We start from the raw sequence: 16,781 nt of genomic DNA on the forward strand, positions 1-16,781 counted from the left end.
GGACCGCAGGCCGCCCGCAAGCCGCGCCCGCAAGCCGCCCGCAAGCTGCAGGCCGTTCGCAAGTCGCTGGGTCCGCGCCCGCGCGCCCGCAAGCCGCGGTGCCCCCGACGCAGCAAACCGAGTACGGCCGCGAAAGCGGGCGCTACGCCACGCGCGCCCGCAAGCGCGGCCCGTGGCGCGTGGTGTTCCTGCTCGCGCTCGCGGTGCTCGTGGCGTCGCTCGGCGCGCTCGCCTACATCGGCTTCACGTACTGGAACGGGCAGCGCGCCTACGACGACATCGCCAGCGCGAACCTCACCGTCCCCGAGGACGCCGCCTCGGCCACGCTCGCCGACTTCTCGGTTGACTGGGAAGCCCTGCGCGCGGTGAACCCCGACGTGGTGGGCTGGGTGTACGTGCCCGGCATCGGCGTGAACTACCCCATCGTGCACCGCGACCACGACGACAGCTACTACCTCAACCACACCTTCGGCGGCGACACCACCGGCCAGTTCGGCGCGGAGTTCGGCTGCATCATGCTCTCGGGCGAGAACAGCGGCGACTTCACCGACGAGGTGAACGTGGTCTACGGGCACAACATGGCGAACGGCTCCATGTTCGCCCCGTTCGCGGGCTTCACCGACCCGAGCGTGTTCAACGCGCACCGCACCATCTACGTGCTCACGCCTGAGGGCAACTTCCGCCTGAGCACGTTCGCCGTCGACCGCATCGCGGGCTCTGACACCACCGTCGTGGTGCCGAGCCAGACGCCCGACGAGCTTGCCGCCTACGTGCAGAAGCGCATGGACGACTCCCTCGTGACGCCCGACCCCGCGCCGCGCCCCGCGTCTGAGATCGCGCAGGTGTTCGCGTTCTCCACCTGCGACAACGCTCAGGACACCTATCGCTTCGTCACGTTCGCGGAAGTGGTCGAGTACCTCCCCGCGGGCGGGACCGCCTCGCTCAACGGCTCGAACGTCGCAGGCGGCGCGGCTGCGCTCTCGTCGGGCGGCGCAAGCTCGGAGGGCGGAGCCGACGCGGTGAGCCCCGACGACGTCTCAGACATCAGCAACATGGCAGAGGAGAGGGCTTCGTGAGCATGTCGACCATGCCGGGCGAGCGGCCCGACCGGCTCGAGGAGGAGTGCGCGGTCTTCGGCGTGTACGCCCCCGGCGAGGACGTGGCGCGCATGACCTGCTACGGGCTGCAGGCGCTGCAGCACCGCGGGCAGGAGAGCGCGGGCATCGCCGTAGGCGACGGGGAGACCGTCATGGTGGCGAAGGACCTGGGGCTGGTCACCCAGGTGTTCGACGAGGCGGCGCTCGCCGCGCTCGTGGGGCACGTGGCCGTGGGGCACGTGCGCTACTCCACGAGCGGCGGCAAGGCGTCGTGGGAGGCCGCCCAGCCGCACATCTCGGCCATCGACGACGAGCTCATCGCGCTCGCGCACAACGGCACGCTCGTGAACACCGCGCGCATCCGCACGCAGCTCATCTCCGAGGGCGTGCAGCTGCGGGCGGGCACCGACTCCGAGGTGGCCGCCAAGGCCATCGGATTCGTCACGCGCCGGACGCACCGCCTGCGCGACGGCATCGGGTATGCCATGGAGAACCTCAAGGGCGCCTACGCCATGGTGCTCGCCACCCCCCGCGCACTCTACGCCTTCCGCGACCCGCACGGCATCCGGCCGCTGTGCGTCGGGCGTCTGCCCGAGGGCCGCGGCTGGGTGGTGTCGAGCGAGACGTGCGGGCTCGACATCGTGGGCGCGCAGTACGTGCGCGACGTGGCCCCCGGCGAGGTGGTGCGCTTCTCCGAGGCGGGCGTCGACTCCGAGCAGGCGGTTCCCGCGCTCGAGCCCGCGGCCTGCATCTTCGAGTACGTCTACTTCGCGCGCCCCGACAGCCTGCTCGACGGGCAGAGCGTCTACCAGGCGCGTCGCGCCATGGGCCGCATCCTGTCGCAGGAGGCGCCCGTCGAGGCCGACCTCGTGCTCGGCGTGCCCGACTCGGGCGTGCCGGCGGCGCTCGGCTACGCCGAGGCCAGCGGCATCGCCTACACCGACGGCATCGTGAAGAACCGCTACGTGGGGCGCACGTTCATCCAGCCCACCCAGGCCATGCGCCAGCTGGGCATCCGCCTGAAGCTGAACCCGCTGCCGAGCGTGATCGCGGGCAAGCGCCTCGTGGTGATCGACGACTCCATCGTGCGCGGCAACACGTCGAAGAAGCTCGTGCAGATGCTGCGCGACGCGGGCGCCGCCGAGGTGCACCTGCGCATCGTGAGCCCCGAGGTGACGTGGCCGTGCTTCTACGGCATCGACACCGACACGCGCGACCAGCTCATCGCGGCCAACATGACGCTTGCGGAGATGAACGCGTGGATCGGGTCGGACTCGCTGGCGTTCATCTCGATCGAGGGCCTGCGCCGGTCGGTGGCCGGCGCGCGCACCCAGGGCTTCTGCGAGGCGTGCTTCACCGGCCGCTACCCCGTGGAGATTCCCGAGGAGCTGTTCCGCGCGAGCCCTCGCTGACGCTGCGAATGGCCTGCGAACGACCTGCGACGTTGCGAACGCCTGAATGACCTGCGAACGTATATAATTCGGGTATCGGTAATTCCCTGGAAAGGATGCTCATGGAAAATCAGGTGACTTACGCCCAGGCCGGGGTGGACACGGCCGAGGGGGCGCGTGCGGTTGACGCCATCAAGGGCGTGGTCCACGAAACGTATCGTCCCGAGGTCGTGGGCGACATCGGCGGCTTCGGCGGCCTGTTCTCCATCGCGGCGGCCAAGGACATGGCCGACCCGCTGCTCGTGAGCGGCACCGACGGCGTGGGCACCAAGCTCAAGGTGGCCCAGATGCTCGGGCAGCACTCCACGGTGGGCATCGACCTGGTGGCCATGTGCGCCAACGACATCCTGGCCACGGGCGCCGAGCCGCTGTTCTTCCTGGACTACGTGGCCATCGGCAAGCTGAGGGCCGAGGCCGTGGCCGACATCGTGGCCGGCATCGGCGAGGGCTGCAAGCAGGCCGGCTGCGCGCTCATCGGCGGCGAGATGGCCGAGCACCCCGGCGTGATGGACCCGGACGACTACGACCTGTCGGGCTTCTGCGTGGGCATCGTCGACCGCCCGAAGATGCTCGACCCCGAGAGCGTGCGCGAGGGCGACGTGCTCATCGGCCTCGCCTCGAGCGGCCTGCACTCCAACGGCTACTCGCTCGCGCGCAAGGTGTGCGTCGAGGGCAAGACGCCCGAGGAGCTGCGCGCGCCGCGTGAGGAGCTCGAGGGGCGCAGCGTGCTCGAGGCCCTGCTCACCCCCACGCGCATCTACGTGAAGCCGGTGCGCGCCGTGGTGGGCGCGTGCCCGGGCGCGGTGCGCGCGCTCGCGCACATCACGGGCGGCGGCATCTCCGAGAACCTCAACCGCGCGCTGAACGAGGGCGTGGACGCCGAGGTCGACCTCGGCACGTGGCCCGTCCCCTCCGTGGCGAGGTACGTGTGCGACGCGGCGCACCTCTCCGAGGCCGAGGCGCTCAAGACCTTCAACATGGGCCTCGGCCTCGTGCTGATCGTCGATCCCGCGCAGGCCGAGGACGTCGAGGCCGCATGCGCCGCGGCGGGCGAGACGACGTACCGCGTCGGGCGCGTCGTGTCCGGCACGGGCGAGGTCCAGTATGCGAACGAAGGCGGGCTCTATGGCTTCAGCGCTTAAGATCGGCGTGCTGCTCTCCGGCAGCGGCACCAACCTCCAGGCCATCATCGACGCCGCGGCCGCCGGGCTGCCGGTGGAGGTCGTGCACGTGATCTCGTCGCGCCCCGACGCGTACGGCATCGAGCGCGCGAAGGCGGCGGGCATCTCGGTCACGGCGCTCAACCGCGACGCGTACGCCGACCCGGCTGCGGCTGACGCGCGCATCGTGGAGGAGATGCGGGCGGCGGGCGCGGAGTACGTGGTGATGGCGGGCTACATGCGCAAGCTCACCCCCGTGGTGCTCGACGCGTTCCCCGACCACGTGCTCAACCTGCACCCGGCGCTCCTGCCCTCGTTCAAGGGCGCGCACGCCATCGCCGACGCGTACGAGGCGGGCGTGAAGGTGACGGGCGTGACGGTCCATCTGGCCAACGAGGACTACGACAAGGGCCCCATCGTGGCGCAGCGCGCCGTCGAGGTGCGCGAGGGCTGGACGATCGACGAGCTGGAGAGCGCCATCCACGCGGTGGAGCACGTGCTCTACCCCGAGGTCCTGCGCGCCATCGCCGAGGGCCGCATGACCATGGACGAGAGCAGAATCATCCACATCTCGGAATAACAAGCGCCCTGCCGCGGGACGCGTCTTCCTCATGTCATCCTGAGCGAGCGAAGCGAGTCGAAGGATCTGGCCCCGGGTGCGGCGCGTCCGCATGCGCAACCCCTTCGCAGCCAGACCCTCCGACTCCGCGCCCGCCCGCCCTCGCCGAACGAGAGAGAGGAGCTCCATGATCGAATCCACGCTCAAGCAGATCATCGCCGACCTCGGGGAGGGCCGCACGCCCCGGCTTTCCGCCGATGACTTCCCGTGCTTCTCGGAGGAGGCGCTCGCGGGCAAGGAGCACGTGAGCCCGGCGTGCCTCGACGTGATCGCCGCGAGCCTGACGCCGGCGGACATCCCCACGTTCGAGCGCGCCCTGCGCGCCATCGACGAGGGCGACCTGGCGTGGCTCGGCTTCAAGGTCGTCTACGACGCCGCGGCGGCGCAGGCCAACGTCGACAACGAGGTGACGAAGAAGTACGGCGAGGCGGGCTCGGCCGACGGCGAGCCGCTCGTGTTCTTCTGCAACGACGCCAAGGAGATCGTGGCGTCGCGCGCGTACTCGGATCGCGACAAGTTCCAGATGAAGGACGTCACGCGCGGCCCCTCGATGCACAACGAGCAGTTCGAGGGCCTCACCTGGGCGAGCGTGGCGCTGTTCGAGCCGGTGCGCGTGTGGCTCCTCGGCGCGTCCGACGCGTCGAGCGAGGTTTGCGCGCTTGCCGCCCACGTGGGGTTCGACGTGGTGGCCGTCGACTACGACGCGGCCTACCTCAACGAGGAGCGCTTCCCCGCGGCGCGGCGCATCCTCTTGCCGGGCGGCACCTTCGAGGGGCTGTCCGCCTACGAGGCGCGCCCCGAGGACTACGTGTGCGTGCTCACGCGCGGGCACATGTTCGACCCGGAGGGCTGCGTGTGGGCGGCGAAGTGCGGCGCGCGCTACATCGGCATGATGGGCTGCAAGGGGAAGAACGACACCGTGCACGACCTGGTGCTGGCGAAGGGCGCCACGCAGGAGGACTGGGAGCGCATCAAGCGCCCCATCGGGCTGAAGTTCGGCGCCAAGACGCCGGCGGAGCTCGCCATCGCCATCGTGGCCGAGCTGGTGGACGTGCGCTACCGCCAGCGCTACAGCGCCGAGGCGCGCGAGCGCCACGAGCGGAGCCTCGGGCGGTAGCCGCTTGGCCTGCGCGCCCTTTCGCCTGCGGCTTTGCCGTGGTATTCTGCGTGGAAGAAGAAACGCGTCGTGACTGACGGGCTAGCGTGGGTCACCACGGGGGAGCGGCGCGCAGAGATGAGCCGACCGTCTGGGCAAGCCGTTCGAGCAGAGTGGCTTGCCCTTTCGCGTTTGCGGGGGCGGCCGGGTGCTCGGCGTGCCGATGTGAGGGACGACTGACAAGGAGTGCTGATGCAAGACCTCATCGAACTGCTGGAGAACAACTCGTATCCGGGCCGCGGCATCGTGGTCGGAGCGGACCGCGTCTACTACTTCATCATGGGACGCAGCCGGAACAGCCGCAACCGCATCTTCGTCAAGACCGAGGACGGCATCCGCACCGAGGCGCACGACCCGGCGCTTCTGGAGGACCCGAGCCTCATCATCTACCATCCGGTGCGCGCCATGGGCGACGCGCTCGTGGTCACCAACGGCGACCAGACCGACACCATCGTGGAGGCGGGCGACTTCCGCGCGGGCTGCATGAAGCGCGAGTTCGAGCCCGACGCGCCGAACTTCACGCCGCGCATCTCGGCGATCGTCAACCCCGACGGCACCTTCGAGCTGTCCATCCTGAAGCACCAGGAGTCGGGCCGCTGCCTGCGCGAGTTCTTCGCCTACGAGGGCGCCGACGAAGGCGTGGGCTACTTCATCAGCACGTACCAGGGCGACGGCGACCCGCTGCCCACGTTCGCCGGCGAGCCCGTCGAGGTGGCCCTGCCCGAGCCCGACGCGGTGTGGGCGGCGCTCAACGCCGACAACAAGGTGTCGCTCTACGCCAACGTCGGCGGGGAAGTGACCCTCTACAACAAGAACCTCGGCGACTAGGCTTCGAAACTGCGATTTGCGAGGTGGTCGGCGTGGGGCGGGGCAGTGCTCCGTGCTCAGACAGTCCTCGCTTTGCGGAAATGCCCGCAGGGCATTTCCGGTCGCTGCGGAACTGCGCGCGGAGCACCGCCCCGCCCCACGCCGCCCCCGCTTCGATAGACCATGACAAAAGGAGAACCCATGAACGAACTGGAACTGAAGTACGGTTGCAACCCCAACCAGAAGCCTTCGCGCATCTTCATGAAGGACGGCTCTGACCTGCCCCTCCAGGTGCTGAACGGCAAGCCCGGCTACATCAACTTCCTCGATGCCCTGAACTCCTGGCAGCTCGTGCGCGAGCTCGCGGCTGCCACGGGGCTGCCGGCGGCGGCGTCGTTCAAGCACGTGTCCCCGGCGGGCGCCGCGGTGGGGCACCCGCTCACCGAGACCGACCGCGCCATGTACTTCGTCGAGCAGGAGGGCGAGCTCTCGCCGATCGCCTGCGCCTACATCCGCGCGCGCGGCGCCGACCGCCTGTGCTCCTACGGCGACTGGGTGGCGCTGTCCGACACGTGCGACGCCGACGTGGCGCGCTACCTGAAGCTCGAGGTGTCCGACGGCATCATCGCCCCGGACTACACCGACGAGGCGCTCGAGATCCTCACGAGCAAGAAGAAGGGCAAGTACAACGTGGTCAAGGTGGACCCGGCGTACGAGCCTGCCGAGCAGGAGCTCAAGGACGTGTTCGGCATCACCTTCGAGCAGGGCCACAACAACTTCGAGATCAACGAGGAGCTGCTGGCCAACGTGGTGACGGCGAAAAAGGAGATCCCCGCCGCCGCCAAGATCGACATGATGGTGGCGCTCATCACGCTGAAGTACACCCAGTCGAACTCCGTGTGCTACGTGAAGGACGGCCAGGCCATCGGCGTGGGCGCCGGCCAGCAGAGCCGCATCCACTGCACGCGCCTGGCGGGCGACAAGGCTGACAACTGGTGGCTGCGCCAGCATCCCAAGGTGCTCGGCCTGCAGTTCGTCGACGGCATCCGCCGCCCCAACCGCGACAACGCCATCGACGTGTACACCTCCGACGAGTGGGAGGACGTGCTGCGCGACGGCGAGTGGCAGCAGGTGTTCGCCGTGAAGCCCGAGCCGCTGACGGCGGAGGAGAAGAAGGCGTGGATCGCGAAGATGGAGGGCGTGACCGTGGGGTCCGACGCGTTCTTCCCGTTCGGCGACAACGTGGAGCGCGCGCGCAAGTCGGGCGTGGCCTACATCGCCGAGCCGGGCGGCTCCATCCGCGACGACAACGTGATCGAGACGGCCGACAAGTACGGCATCGCCATGGCCTTCACGGGGATGCGCCTGTTCCACCACTAAGAGCCGCTTGAGGCGAGACGAGGGGCCGCTTGAAGCGAAAGCTGCCTGAAGCGAGACGAAGGGGCTGCTTGAGGCGAGGACCGCTTGAGGCGAGGACCGCTTGGGGCGAGACGAGGGGGCTGCGGCTTAGCCGCGGCCCCCTTTTCCATGGCTGCAGCCCCCTCTGCGCATGTGTGGCCGAGGCGCTTCTCATGCGCTGCCATGCTCTATAGCTGCTGGTCGGCGATGTACTCTCGCATGAGGGGAAGTTGAAAGCGGACGCCGCCCGGCGCTTCTTCGATGATGCCGTGTCCGAGAAGTCGGTTTTTGTACTGCGTGGCATACGAGCGGGTCTTTCCCATGCGCTGAGCAATGTCGCTCATGGCGCTCAGGCGGTCATCGGGCAGCATTGCGTTGAGAAACGCCTTGTCGACGGGCGAAAGGGCCTCATACGTTGCCCGGACGATCCCCTCGCGCATCTCCTTGTTGGCGAGCAGAATTCCGGCATCTGCGTCAGCGTCGGTGATCTCCCTTTGCCCCGGATGCTGGTCCCACATGCGGAAGCCGACGAGCTGCATCATGAAGGGAAACCCGTTGGCGGCCGCTGCAGCCTTCTTGAGCGCGCTTGGCGCAATGGATCTGCCCGATTCCTCGATAGTGCGACGCATGGCGTCTTCGACCTCGTAATCTTCGATGCGCCCGAGTTGCCATTTTTGAGCGCGGCGGAGAAACGAAACGGTCTTGTCCGTCTCAAGCGCCAGCATGTTGTGCGGGAGCCCGGCCATGAGGAGGGCCACCTTACGACCCTCGGTTACGAAGATCTGGTAGATTGCGGCGAGCTGCACCATTTCGGGGAGCTTGGGCTGCACTTCGTCAACGGTGATGAGAAGCCCCGTCTCGGTTTCGTCGAGCTGCTCGAGAAGGCCGGTCATTTCGTTGCGCCAATTGGTGGGTTCGTCCTCGCGCTCCCATTCGACTCCGAGCATTTGGCCGACTTCCAGGCCTGTGACGCGCGCGGCCTTGGGGGACAGGAGGTGGGCGGCCTTTCGACGTGCTGATATGAGCACGTCGTCAAGCATTCCCGGCAGCGCCACGGTCCTCACGGCAATCCAGCCGCGCCGCTCGGCCTCCTCGGCGGCGAAGGACAAAAGAGCTGTCTTGCCTGAGCCGCGCGCGCCCGTTATAGCTGTGGTGAGGTTTGGGTGGCGCTTGGCGCTGCTGAGCGCGCGTCTCAGGTCATTGACGAGGATGGCTCGTCCTGCCATGTGCGCGGGTACTTCGCCGAACGTCGGGGTGAAGGGGTTCTCCTGCGGGGCGTATGAGCTCATGATGACTCCATGGATGGGTATTCCTTGATTCTCTTTATATTTCTTGATTTCCTTTATATCCGTTGATCCTGTTGATTGCAAGCAGTCTTCTGCCTTCGGGGCCTGCCGCTCGCGCTGCTTATTGTGTGCGAGGGTGCTGACCGTTTAGTGACGTTCGCGCGTTGCCGCGCCGCTCTCCAGCATCGAGGGCGCCTCGAGTTTGGCCGCGATCGGCATGGCGGGCCTGGCTTCCTCGGCTTCCCCGGGGCACCCCTCTCGGCCACCCAGCATCGCAGGCGCTCCCTGCTGGGATAGCCCAGGCGCCTGACGGTGAGCTCGACGCATCGGAGGTCGTTGTGCCCCTTCAGCGCCCTGCTCTTTTCTTCAGGGGGCGTGTACATGCAGTCCTCCTAATCCTCAGGATTCTTGCCGCACCGACAACGCCCTCTTTTCATCCACAGCTCGAAAAAGCTGGATGGAAAATGCCCGTTGTCGGTGCTTCGAGCCCCAAAAACCACCGACAACGGGCTTTTCGCATCCACTTTTCTCGGGAAAAAGCCGACAACGCCCCTCTTTCATCCAAAATCACTTGAGGGGTGGATGGAAAAGCGCCGTTGTCGGTGTCTGTCGGCGATCAGCAGGTAGGGCAACGAGAAAGCAGGGCAACGGGCGAACAGGGCGGCGGGCAAGTTGGCAAAAGGCGCTGTTCGCGGGCTTCCGGCAGGGCCCGCGCGACTTGCTCTCCGCTGCTCGCCGCTTGCCGCTCCCAGACGGCCCTCTGCTTTCGGGCTCTCGCCGCTCGGCCTGCCGCTCGCGCTGCTTATTGTGTGCGAGGGCGCTGACCGCTTGGTTACGTTCGCGCGTTGTCGCGCCGCGTCGGGTTATAATATCCATTCGGTATTCTTGGGTTGCGGCGCTGCGCGCTGCCAAGACGAGGAAGGGACGCTGCTTGAAGAAAGCGCTGCTGCTGATACTCGGCATCGTCACGGTGTGCTTCCTCATCGCCAATGCCGACTACATCTCCAACATCCTGACCACCATGAAGACGGGCGCGCTCCTCCCGCTCGTCGTGTCGTGCATCCTCATGCTGGCCCGCCACTTCGTGCAGGCGGCTTCCTACGACGCGGCGTTCGAGGCGGTGGGGCACCGCACGGGCTTCTGGCACAACGTCATCCTCATCTACTCGCTCGTGTTCATCAACACGTTCTGCCTGTTCTCTGGCGCCACGGGCGTGGCGTTCATCATCGACGACGCGCGCCGCCAGGGCTGCGACGCGGGCCAGTCGACCGGCGGCGCGATCCTCTCGCAGATCGGGTACTTCGCCGCCATCTTCGTCATATCCACCATCGGGTTCGTGACCATGCTGCTGGCGGGCCAGATGAACACGCTCTTTCTGATCGGCGGCCTGACGCTCGCGGGCGTCTTGGTGGTGCTGTCGAGCATGTTCTTCGTGGGGCACCTTCGCCCGCGCGTGCTGTTCCGCTTCTTCATCTGGCTCGAGCGCCCCATCAACGCGGTGCTCGGCCTGGTGAGGCGGAGCCTCAAGGCCGCGTGGGGCCGCCACACGGCGCACTCGTTCGTGAACACGGCGAACATCCTGGCGTCGAACCCGAAGGGCACGCTCATCACGGTGGGCTACGCGTCGCTCTCGGCGCTGCTCAACATGGCGTGCCTGGTGGCGATCGGCTACTCGTTCGGCTTCGAGAACGTGGCGGCGCTCGTGGCGGCGTTCGCGGTGGCGGCCATCTCGGTGATCCTGAGCCCCACGCCGCAGGGCGTGGGCGTGGTGGAGGCGGCCATCGCGGCCATCCTCACGGCGTACGGCTGCTCGCTGGCCACGGCCACGGCCATCGCGCTGGTGTACCGCGGCATCATGTTCTGGGCGCCGTTCTGCATCGGCGCGGTGCTGCTGTCGCAGTCGGGCTTCTTCACGTCGAAGAAGACGGCGAGCGAAGAGCAGCGGCACAAGGACATCGGATGGATCTCGGGCACGCTCGTGTTCCTCGTGGGTGTGGTGAACATCGGGCTGTCGTTCGTGCCGGGCACGTTCGCGCCGTTCACCATGCTGACCGAGTGGGTTGACATGAGCGCGCTGTTCGTGGGGATCCCGCTGATCATAAGCTCGATCGTGCTCATCGTGTGCGCGGTGGGCCTCGTCATGCGCTTCCGCACGGCGTGGGCCATCACGCTGAGCCTGCTGTCGATCATCGCGGGCGCGGAGTTTCTGTTCCAGGGCACCATCCAGGTGGGCGTGGCGGGCATAGCGCTCGTGGCCTGGCTGTTCTTCCAGCGCAACGCCTTCGACCGCCCGTTCTCGATGGAGGCCGTGCGCGCCTCGGTGGAGGCTGGCCGCAAGCTGAGGGCCGAGCGCGCCGCCGAGAAGGCGAAGGGCGCCAAGGAAAAGCCGCGGCCGCGCGTCGAGAAGGGCGCCAAGGAAAAGCCGCGCCCGCGCGTCGAGAAGGGTGCGCAGGCGAAGCCGAGGGGGCGCTCCGAGAAGTAGCGGGCGCAGCGAGGCGAGAAGGGCGCGGCGAAAGGAAGGGCGCATGGGCGACGGCATGAACGATGGCGACTTGGGCGACGGCGGGGAGATGAGCGGCGGGGGATTGATCGAGACCCTGGGCGTTGAGTTTTTCGCGGAAGGGCGCGGCCGCGTGGAGGCGCGCATGCCCGTCACGCCGGCCATCACGCAGCCGTTCGGCTTCGTGCACGGCGGCGCCACCATCGCTCTTCTGGAGTCGGTCGCGAGCCGCGGCTCCGAGCTGCGCTGCGATCCCGAGGCTGAGCAGCCCTTCGGAGTCGAGGTCCACGTGCGCCACCGCAAGAGCGGCAGGGAGGGGCACGTGCGCGGCGTGGCGGAGTTCGACCGCGAGGAGCCGTCCCGCGGGCGCGCGGGCGGCGTCAAGCACTTCTGGAACGTGACGGCCTACGATGACGCAGGCGACGTGATGAGCGAGGGCGTCGTCACGTGCCGGGTGGTTCCCCGCGCCTACGTGGAGCAGCGCGACGCCGCGTCTGCGTAGGGGCGTGCGCAGGGGAGACGCGGGAAGCAGGGGCGCGCGATGCCGAGACGCGGGGAGCTGCGGGGCTGGCGGGCGCTGGGCGTCAGCCGTCTGATCGCAGGTTTGTCAAACTTTTTGCTTGCGCCTGCCGCTCAATGTGGTATCATATCGTCCGCTGTCGCGAGACAGCCTTCGGGTTGTGGCTCAGTTTGGTAGAGCGCTGCGTTCGGGACGCAGAGGCCGCAGGTTCAAATCCTGTCAACCCGACCATGATGTGTCGAGCCGCCTTCGGGCGGCTCTTTTCGTCTCCGCGGGACTTCGCCCCTGCGCCGCGGGCGTCGGCGGAGGAAGCCGCCCTCATCCACGTGCCGCGGGCGCTGGCGTTCCTGCCCTGCCCCGCCGCTGCGGGCCGCGCGGGCGGCTCTGCGGGCGTCGGCGCCGCTGCCGCTGCCGACGCTGTCGGCCCCCCGACACTATCTCGCCGAAACGCCGATTACTTCGGCGTGAAATCCCTGATAGGCAAGGCTTTTGCGAGGAGTAGGCGGTCGGTGCGAAAAAGCATCCGTTCATGACGATTCTCGAACATTCTTCAGGTGCTTTTCAGCATCGCGTCCTACAATGAAAAGATGCGCGTTGCCTTACCGAGCGAGGACCTGCTGATGACGAAGTGGGACATAGTCAAAGAGACGATCTTCGAGGATCTGCGAACTGACTCCGCCAGGGAGCTGCAGCTGCGCACGCTTCTTCTGGGAACCGTCTTCCTCGCCCTCATCTCCGCGATCCTCACCGCCATGAACATCGCGAAGGGCTGGTGGCTCATGACGGCGAGCACCGGGCTTCTCGTGGCGGGGTTCCTCGTCGCCGCCTTGTGCGCCAAGCGAAAGAAGGCCCTGGCGTCGTCCGTCATCACGGCGGTCATGGTGGCCGTCACCTTCTCCTTCTACGCCCTGTCGGGCCAGAACGAGGGCTTCGCCTGCCTGTGGATCCTGCTGGTCCCCGTCATCGGCCCGAGCCTTCTGGGCATCAGGGTGGCCTTCTTCCTGAGCACGTACTTCCAGCTGTTCCTGATAGCGCTGTTCTGCACCCCGCTGAGCCAGATGGTCGTCGACCACTACACCGCCACGTTCATCGCGCGCTTCCCCGTGCTGTACTTCGCCGCCTTCGGCGGCATGGGCGTGCTGGCCGTCCAGAAGCAGTACTACCTGAACAAGACCGTCGACCAGGCTTACCATGACGGCCTGACCAAGCTGTACAACCGCATCTACTACACCCAGGCCCTCGAGAAGCACGCCGAGGACGACTTCTCCCTGGCGGTCTTCGACCTGAACCGGCTGAAGTACGTCAACGACACCTTCGGGCACTTGGCCGGCGACGAGGTGATCTGCGCCGCGGCGGACCTCCTGAGCGAAACCTTCGGGTCCGACAGCGTCGTCGCGCGCATCGGCGGCGACGAGTTCGCGGTCATCAGCCCCGCCGACTCCGCGCAGATGGACGAGCTGCTCGCCCACATCGCCCAGGAGGCGCTCAGCTGGAAGGGCTCCTTCCCGGGGTGTGAGTGCCCCCTGGCGCTCTCGGTGGGGTGCGTCGCGCGCGGCGAGTTCCCCGACTACTCGCTCGAGGAGGTGCTGAAGGAGGCCGACCGGCGCATGTACCAGGACAAGTCCGCCTGGTACCAAGGCTCCGGCTTCGACCGCCGCCGCTAGGGCGCGCGCCGTCCGCCCCGCGCCCCTTCCGCGTCCGAGCGCCGTCCGCTCGGCGCTCTCCTGCGCCCCTTCCGCGTTCGAGCGCCGGCTGCTCGGCGCTCTCCTGCGCCGCCCGCTCAGCCGCCTGCTCGGCCGCCCGCGCCCGTCCCCTCGCGCTCCCTCGCGTCCCCTTCGCGCTCCCGTCGGCCCTCCTCTGCGCTTTTCATGAGGGCGGATGCAGTATTGATGTGCCGTTACCGTATCGTCTCTCGTGGGGGAACCTACAATGGTACACTGATGCCCGTAACACGTAAAAGTGATGGAGCGACTCGCCTTTTCGCCTCATCCTCGCGCCGGCTCGCAGGGGAAAGCGGGGCCTGCGGAAGATGGGCTGCGGCAAGGCGCGCTTTCGTCAGGAATGAGGAAAAAGGTACAGCGTGCACAACGACGTATCACAGGTTCTGTTCACCGAGCAGGAGATCGCGCGTCGCGTAGCGCAGATCGGCGCGGACATCACGCGCGACTACGCCGACGCGGCCGCGGACGGCATCGTGCTCGTCTCGGTGCTGCGCGGCGCAGCCGTCTTCATGGCCGACCTCGCGCGCGCCGTCGAGCTGCCGCTCGAGATGGACTACATGGCCGTGTCCTCCTACGGCAACGGCGCGAAGAGCTCGGGCGTGGTGCGCATCCTGAAGGACCTCTCCACCGAGATCGAGGGGCGCCACGTGATCATCGCCGAGGACATCCTCGACTCCGGCCTCACGCTCGCCTACCTCATGAGGAACCTCGCGTCGCGCAACCCCGCCTCCGTCGAGGTGGCCACACTGCTGCGCAAGAACACCCCGGCCCAGGCGGAGATCAACTGCCGCTACGTGGGCTTCGAATGCCCCGACGAGTTCATCGTAGGCTACGGCCTCGACTACGCCGAGCGCTACCGCAACCTTCCCTACATCGGCGTGCTCAAGCCCGAGATCTACCAGTAAAGGCAGCTTCCCATGGCAGACAACGACAAGAAAACCCCGCAGCCCCAGCAGCCGAACGCGCGCACCACGATCATCACCGTCGTCCTGATCTGCATGGTGATGTTCTTCGTGGGGGGCCAGCTCTTCGCTGCGAACGGCACGCAGGCCAAGCAGACCGACACGCTGCTCACCTCCGAGTTCGTGCAGGCCGTCGAGCAGAACCGCGTGACGAAGGTGACGTACGGCGCCGGCGACTACACGGTCACGGGCACCTACTACCCGGCCGCCACCGCGGGCGCGAGCGCAGCCGACGCCTTCAACGGCGCCTTCGACGCGCTCAACGCGAAGATGGCGACGCTCAAGGACGCGCGCACGGGCGACGCCCTCGGCGGGATCGGCACCTCCGACCTCGACCCGGCCACGCTCGGCACCGAGCACAACTACACCTCCACCTACGTGGGCGCCGACTCGCTCGGCAGCCTGCTCGCGGAGCATCCCGACGTGCAGTACGAGGTGACGCTGCCGAGCCCGTGGCTCAGCGTGCTCTCCTCGCTGCTTCCCATCCTGCTCATCGGCGGCATCCTGCTGTTCTTCTTCTCGCAGATGCAGAAGAGCACCAACCAGCAGATGGGCTTCGGCAAGAACAAGGCGAAGAAGACGCTCGAGGAGCGCCCCGACGTGAAGTTCTCTGACGTGGCGGGCGTCGACGAGGCCGTCGAGGAGATGCAGGAGATCAAGGACTTCCTGGCCAACCCGGAGAAGTACCAGGCCATGGGCGCGAAGATCCCGCGCGGCTGCCTGCTCGTGGGCCCTCCGGGTACGGGCAAGACGCTGCTCGCGAAGGCCGTGGCCGGCGAGGCGGGCGTGCCGTTCTTCAGCATCTCGGGCTCTGACTTCGTCGAGATGTTCGTGGGCGTGGGCGCCTCGCGCGTGCGCGACCTGTTCAAGGACGCGAAGGAGGCGGCGCCCTCCATCATCTTCATCGACGAGATCGACGCGGTGGGCCGCCAGCGCGGCACCGGCCTCGGCGGCGGGCACGACGAGCGCGAGCAGACCTTGAACCAGCTGCTCGTCGAGATGGACGGCTTCGAGAAGAACGAGTCCGTGGTGCTCATCGCCGCCACGAACCGCGCCGACGTGCTCGACCCGGCGCTTCTGCGCCCGGGCCGCTTCGACCGCCAGATCGTGGTCGACACGCCTGACGTGAAGGGCCGCCGCCGCATCCTCGAGGTGCACTCGAAGGACAAGCCCATCGGGAGCGACGTCGACCTCGACGCCGTGGCGAAGCTCACCCCGGGCTTCACCGGCGCCGACCTGGCGAACCTCATGAATGAGAGCGCGCTGCTCACCGCGCGCAAGGGCAAGAAGATCATCACCATGCGCGAGGTGAGCGAGTCGATGGAGCGCGTGATCGCCGGCCCCGAGCGCAAGGGCCGCGTGATGAACGAGAAGACCAAGCACACCATCGCCTACCACGAGAGCGGCCACGCCCTGGTGGGGCATCTGCTCGACCACGCCGACCCCGTGCACAAGATCTCGATCATCTCGCGCGGGCGCGCGCTCGGCTACACGCTCTCGATCCCTGACGAGGACAAGATGCTCAACTCGCTCGGCGAGATGAAGGACGACCTGGCCGTGTTCATGGGAGGCCGCGTGGCGGAGGAGATCTTCTGCGAGGACATCACCACGGGCGCTTCGAACGACCTCGAGCGGGCGTCGAAGATGGCGCGCGCCATCGTCACGCAGTACGGCATGAGCCCGCTCGGCACGCAGGTGTTCGGCCAGCCCAACCACGAGGTGTTCCTCGGCCGCGACTACGGCAACACGCAGGACTACTCCGAGGAGACGGCGCGCCGCATCGACGACGAGGTGGCCGTCATCATGAAGGAGGCGCACGACCGCGCCTACGCCATCCTGTCGGCGCACGCTGACCAGATGCACCTGATGGCGAGCGTGCTCCTGGAGCGCGAGACCGTCGAGGGCGAGGCGTGCCGCGCCCTGCTCGACAACGAGTGGGACGCCTACCTCAAGCGCGAGGGCGACATCCTGGCGGCGAAGGAGCGCGAGGAGGCCGAGGCGCGCGCACGCGACGAGCAGCTGCTGGCCGCGGGCGAGCCGCTGACGGGCGCGGACGGCGCGGATGGCGACGCGGGCGCGGGCGGCGCTGCGAGCGGCGGCGACG

At 67.7% G+C, this 16,781-nt stretch carries 13 protein-coding genes, 1 tRNA gene and 1 riboswitch; of the genes, 13 read left to right on the plus strand and 1 reads right to left on the minus strand.

Annotation, left to right across the window (positions count from 1 at the left end; translation table 11 throughout):
- The 7 genes from HRL41_RS09800 to HRL41_RS09830 form a co-directional block, all read left to right on the plus strand.
- Positions 1-1,076, plus strand: a 1,076-nt coding sequence (locus HRL41_RS09800; protein ID WP_216662643.1) for a class B sortase, incomplete at its 5' end; no start/stop codon positions are given.
- Positions 1,073-2,509, plus strand: coding sequence for an amidophosphoribosyltransferase (purF, locus tag HRL41_RS09805; RefSeq protein WP_172136802.1), 1,437 nt, complete (start codon positions 1,073-1,075; stop codon positions 2,507-2,509). The genes HRL41_RS09800 and purF, both read left to right, overlap by 4 nt.
- Positions 2,510-2,610: 101 nt before the next feature.
- Positions 2,611-3,690 carry a phosphoribosylformylglycinamidine cyclo-ligase gene (purM, locus tag HRL41_RS09810; RefSeq protein ID WP_172136804.1) on the plus strand — a complete coding sequence of 360 codons (1,080 nt, stop codon included), beginning with the start codon at positions 2,611-2,613 and terminating at the stop codon, positions 3,688-3,690.
- A complete protein-coding gene (gene purN, locus HRL41_RS09815; RefSeq protein WP_172136806.1) occupies positions 3,674-4,288 on the plus strand; it encodes a phosphoribosylglycinamide formyltransferase in 615 nt (204 codons plus the stop codon). The genes purM and purN overlap by 17 nt, the downstream gene beginning before the upstream one ends.
- A 166-nt stretch (positions 4,289-4,454) precedes the next feature.
- Positions 4,455-5,444 (plus strand): XdhC family protein, encoded by a 990-nt coding sequence (locus tag HRL41_RS09820; RefSeq protein ID WP_172136808.1) that lies wholly within the window; start codon positions 4,455-4,457, stop codon positions 5,442-5,444.
- Positions 5,445-5,503: 59 nt separating this feature from the next.
- Positions 5,504-5,587: riboswitch (ZMP/ZTP riboswitch) on the plus strand.
- Between the two features lie 88 nt (positions 5,588-5,675).
- Positions 5,676-6,311, plus strand: a complete 636-nt coding sequence (locus HRL41_RS09825; protein ID WP_172136810.1) for an IMP cyclohydrolase — start codon at positions 5,676-5,678, stop codon at positions 6,309-6,311.
- Between the two features lie 180 nt (positions 6,312-6,491).
- On the plus strand, positions 6,492-7,670 hold the full coding sequence (locus tag HRL41_RS09830; RefSeq protein WP_172136812.1) for a phosphoribosylaminoimidazolecarboxamide formyltransferase: 1,179 nt from the start codon (positions 6,492-6,494) through the stop codon (positions 7,668-7,670).
- A 206-nt stretch (positions 7,671-7,876) separates the two neighbouring features.
- Here the strand turns inward: HRL41_RS09830 and HRL41_RS09835 are convergent, their stop codons facing one another.
- On the minus strand, positions 7,877-8,977 hold the full coding sequence (locus HRL41_RS09835; RefSeq protein WP_172136814.1) for an ATP-binding protein: 1,101 nt from the start codon (positions 8,975-8,977) through the stop codon (positions 7,877-7,879).
- A gap of 928 nt (positions 8,978-9,905) precedes the next feature.
- On the opposite strand from HRL41_RS09835, the gene HRL41_RS09840 reads away from it, so the two are divergent.
- The 6 genes from HRL41_RS09840 to ftsH form a co-directional block, all read left to right on the plus strand.
- A complete protein-coding gene (locus HRL41_RS09840) occupies positions 9,906-11,456 on the plus strand; it encodes a lysylphosphatidylglycerol synthase transmembrane domain-containing protein (RefSeq protein WP_172136823.1) in 1,551 nt (516 codons plus the stop codon).
- Positions 11,457-11,499: 43 nt separating this feature from the next.
- Positions 11,500-11,976 carry a PaaI family thioesterase gene (locus HRL41_RS09845; RefSeq protein ID WP_253904838.1) on the plus strand — a complete coding sequence of 159 codons (477 nt, stop codon included), beginning with the start codon at positions 11,500-11,502 and terminating at the stop codon, positions 11,974-11,976.
- Positions 11,977-12,148: 172 nt separating this feature from the next.
- Positions 12,149-12,225, plus strand: a tRNA-Pro gene (locus HRL41_RS09850).
- Between the two features lie 389 nt (positions 12,226-12,614).
- Complete coding sequence (locus HRL41_RS09855) at positions 12,615-13,658, plus strand: sensor domain-containing diguanylate cyclase (RefSeq protein WP_172136832.1); 1,044 nt, start codon at positions 12,615-12,617, stop codon at positions 13,656-13,658.
- A gap of 416 nt (positions 13,659-14,074) precedes the next feature.
- Positions 14,075-14,620, plus strand: a complete 546-nt coding sequence (gene hpt, locus HRL41_RS09860) for a hypoxanthine phosphoribosyltransferase (protein ID WP_165170792.1) — start codon at positions 14,075-14,077, stop codon at positions 14,618-14,620.
- 12 nt (positions 14,621-14,632) lie between these two features.
- On the plus strand, positions 14,633-16,781 hold a 2,149-nt coding region (ftsH, locus tag HRL41_RS09865; protein ID WP_172136834.1), incomplete at its 3' end, for an ATP-dependent zinc metalloprotease FtsH.

The organism is Adlercreutzia sp. ZJ473, from assembly GCF_013185065.1.
Lineage (GTDB): Bacteria > Actinomycetota > Coriobacteriia > Coriobacteriales > Eggerthellaceae > CAAEEV01.

Bases quoted from the DNA above. Each gene is read 5' to 3' on its own strand.
- purM (WP_172136804.1), top strand. From the start codon at position 2,611: ATGGAAAATCAGGTGACTTACGCCCAGGCCGGGGTGGACACGGCCGAG.
- purN (WP_172136806.1), top strand. From the start codon at position 3,674: ATGGCTTCAGCGCTTAAGATCGGCGTGCTGCTCTCCGGCAGCGGCACC.
- HRL41_RS09820 (WP_172136808.1), top strand. From the start codon at position 4,455: ATGATCGAATCCACGCTCAAGCAGATCATCGCCGACCTCGGGGAGGGC.
- HRL41_RS09825 (WP_172136810.1), top strand. From the start codon at position 5,676: ATGCAAGACCTCATCGAACTGCTGGAGAACAACTCGTATCCGGGCCGC.
- HRL41_RS09830 (WP_172136812.1), top strand. From the start codon at position 6,492: ATGAACGAACTGGAACTGAAGTACGGTTGCAACCCCAACCAGAAGCCT.
- HRL41_RS09835 (WP_172136814.1), bottom strand. From the start codon at position 8,977: ATGAGCTCATACGCCCCGCAGGAGAACCCCTTCACCCCGACGTTCGGC.
- HRL41_RS09845 (WP_253904838.1), top strand. From the start codon at position 11,500: ATGGGCGACGGCATGAACGATGGCGACTTGGGCGACGGCGGGGAGATG.
- HRL41_RS09855 (WP_172136832.1), top strand. From the start codon at position 12,615: ATGACGAAGTGGGACATAGTCAAAGAGACGATCTTCGAGGATCTGCGA.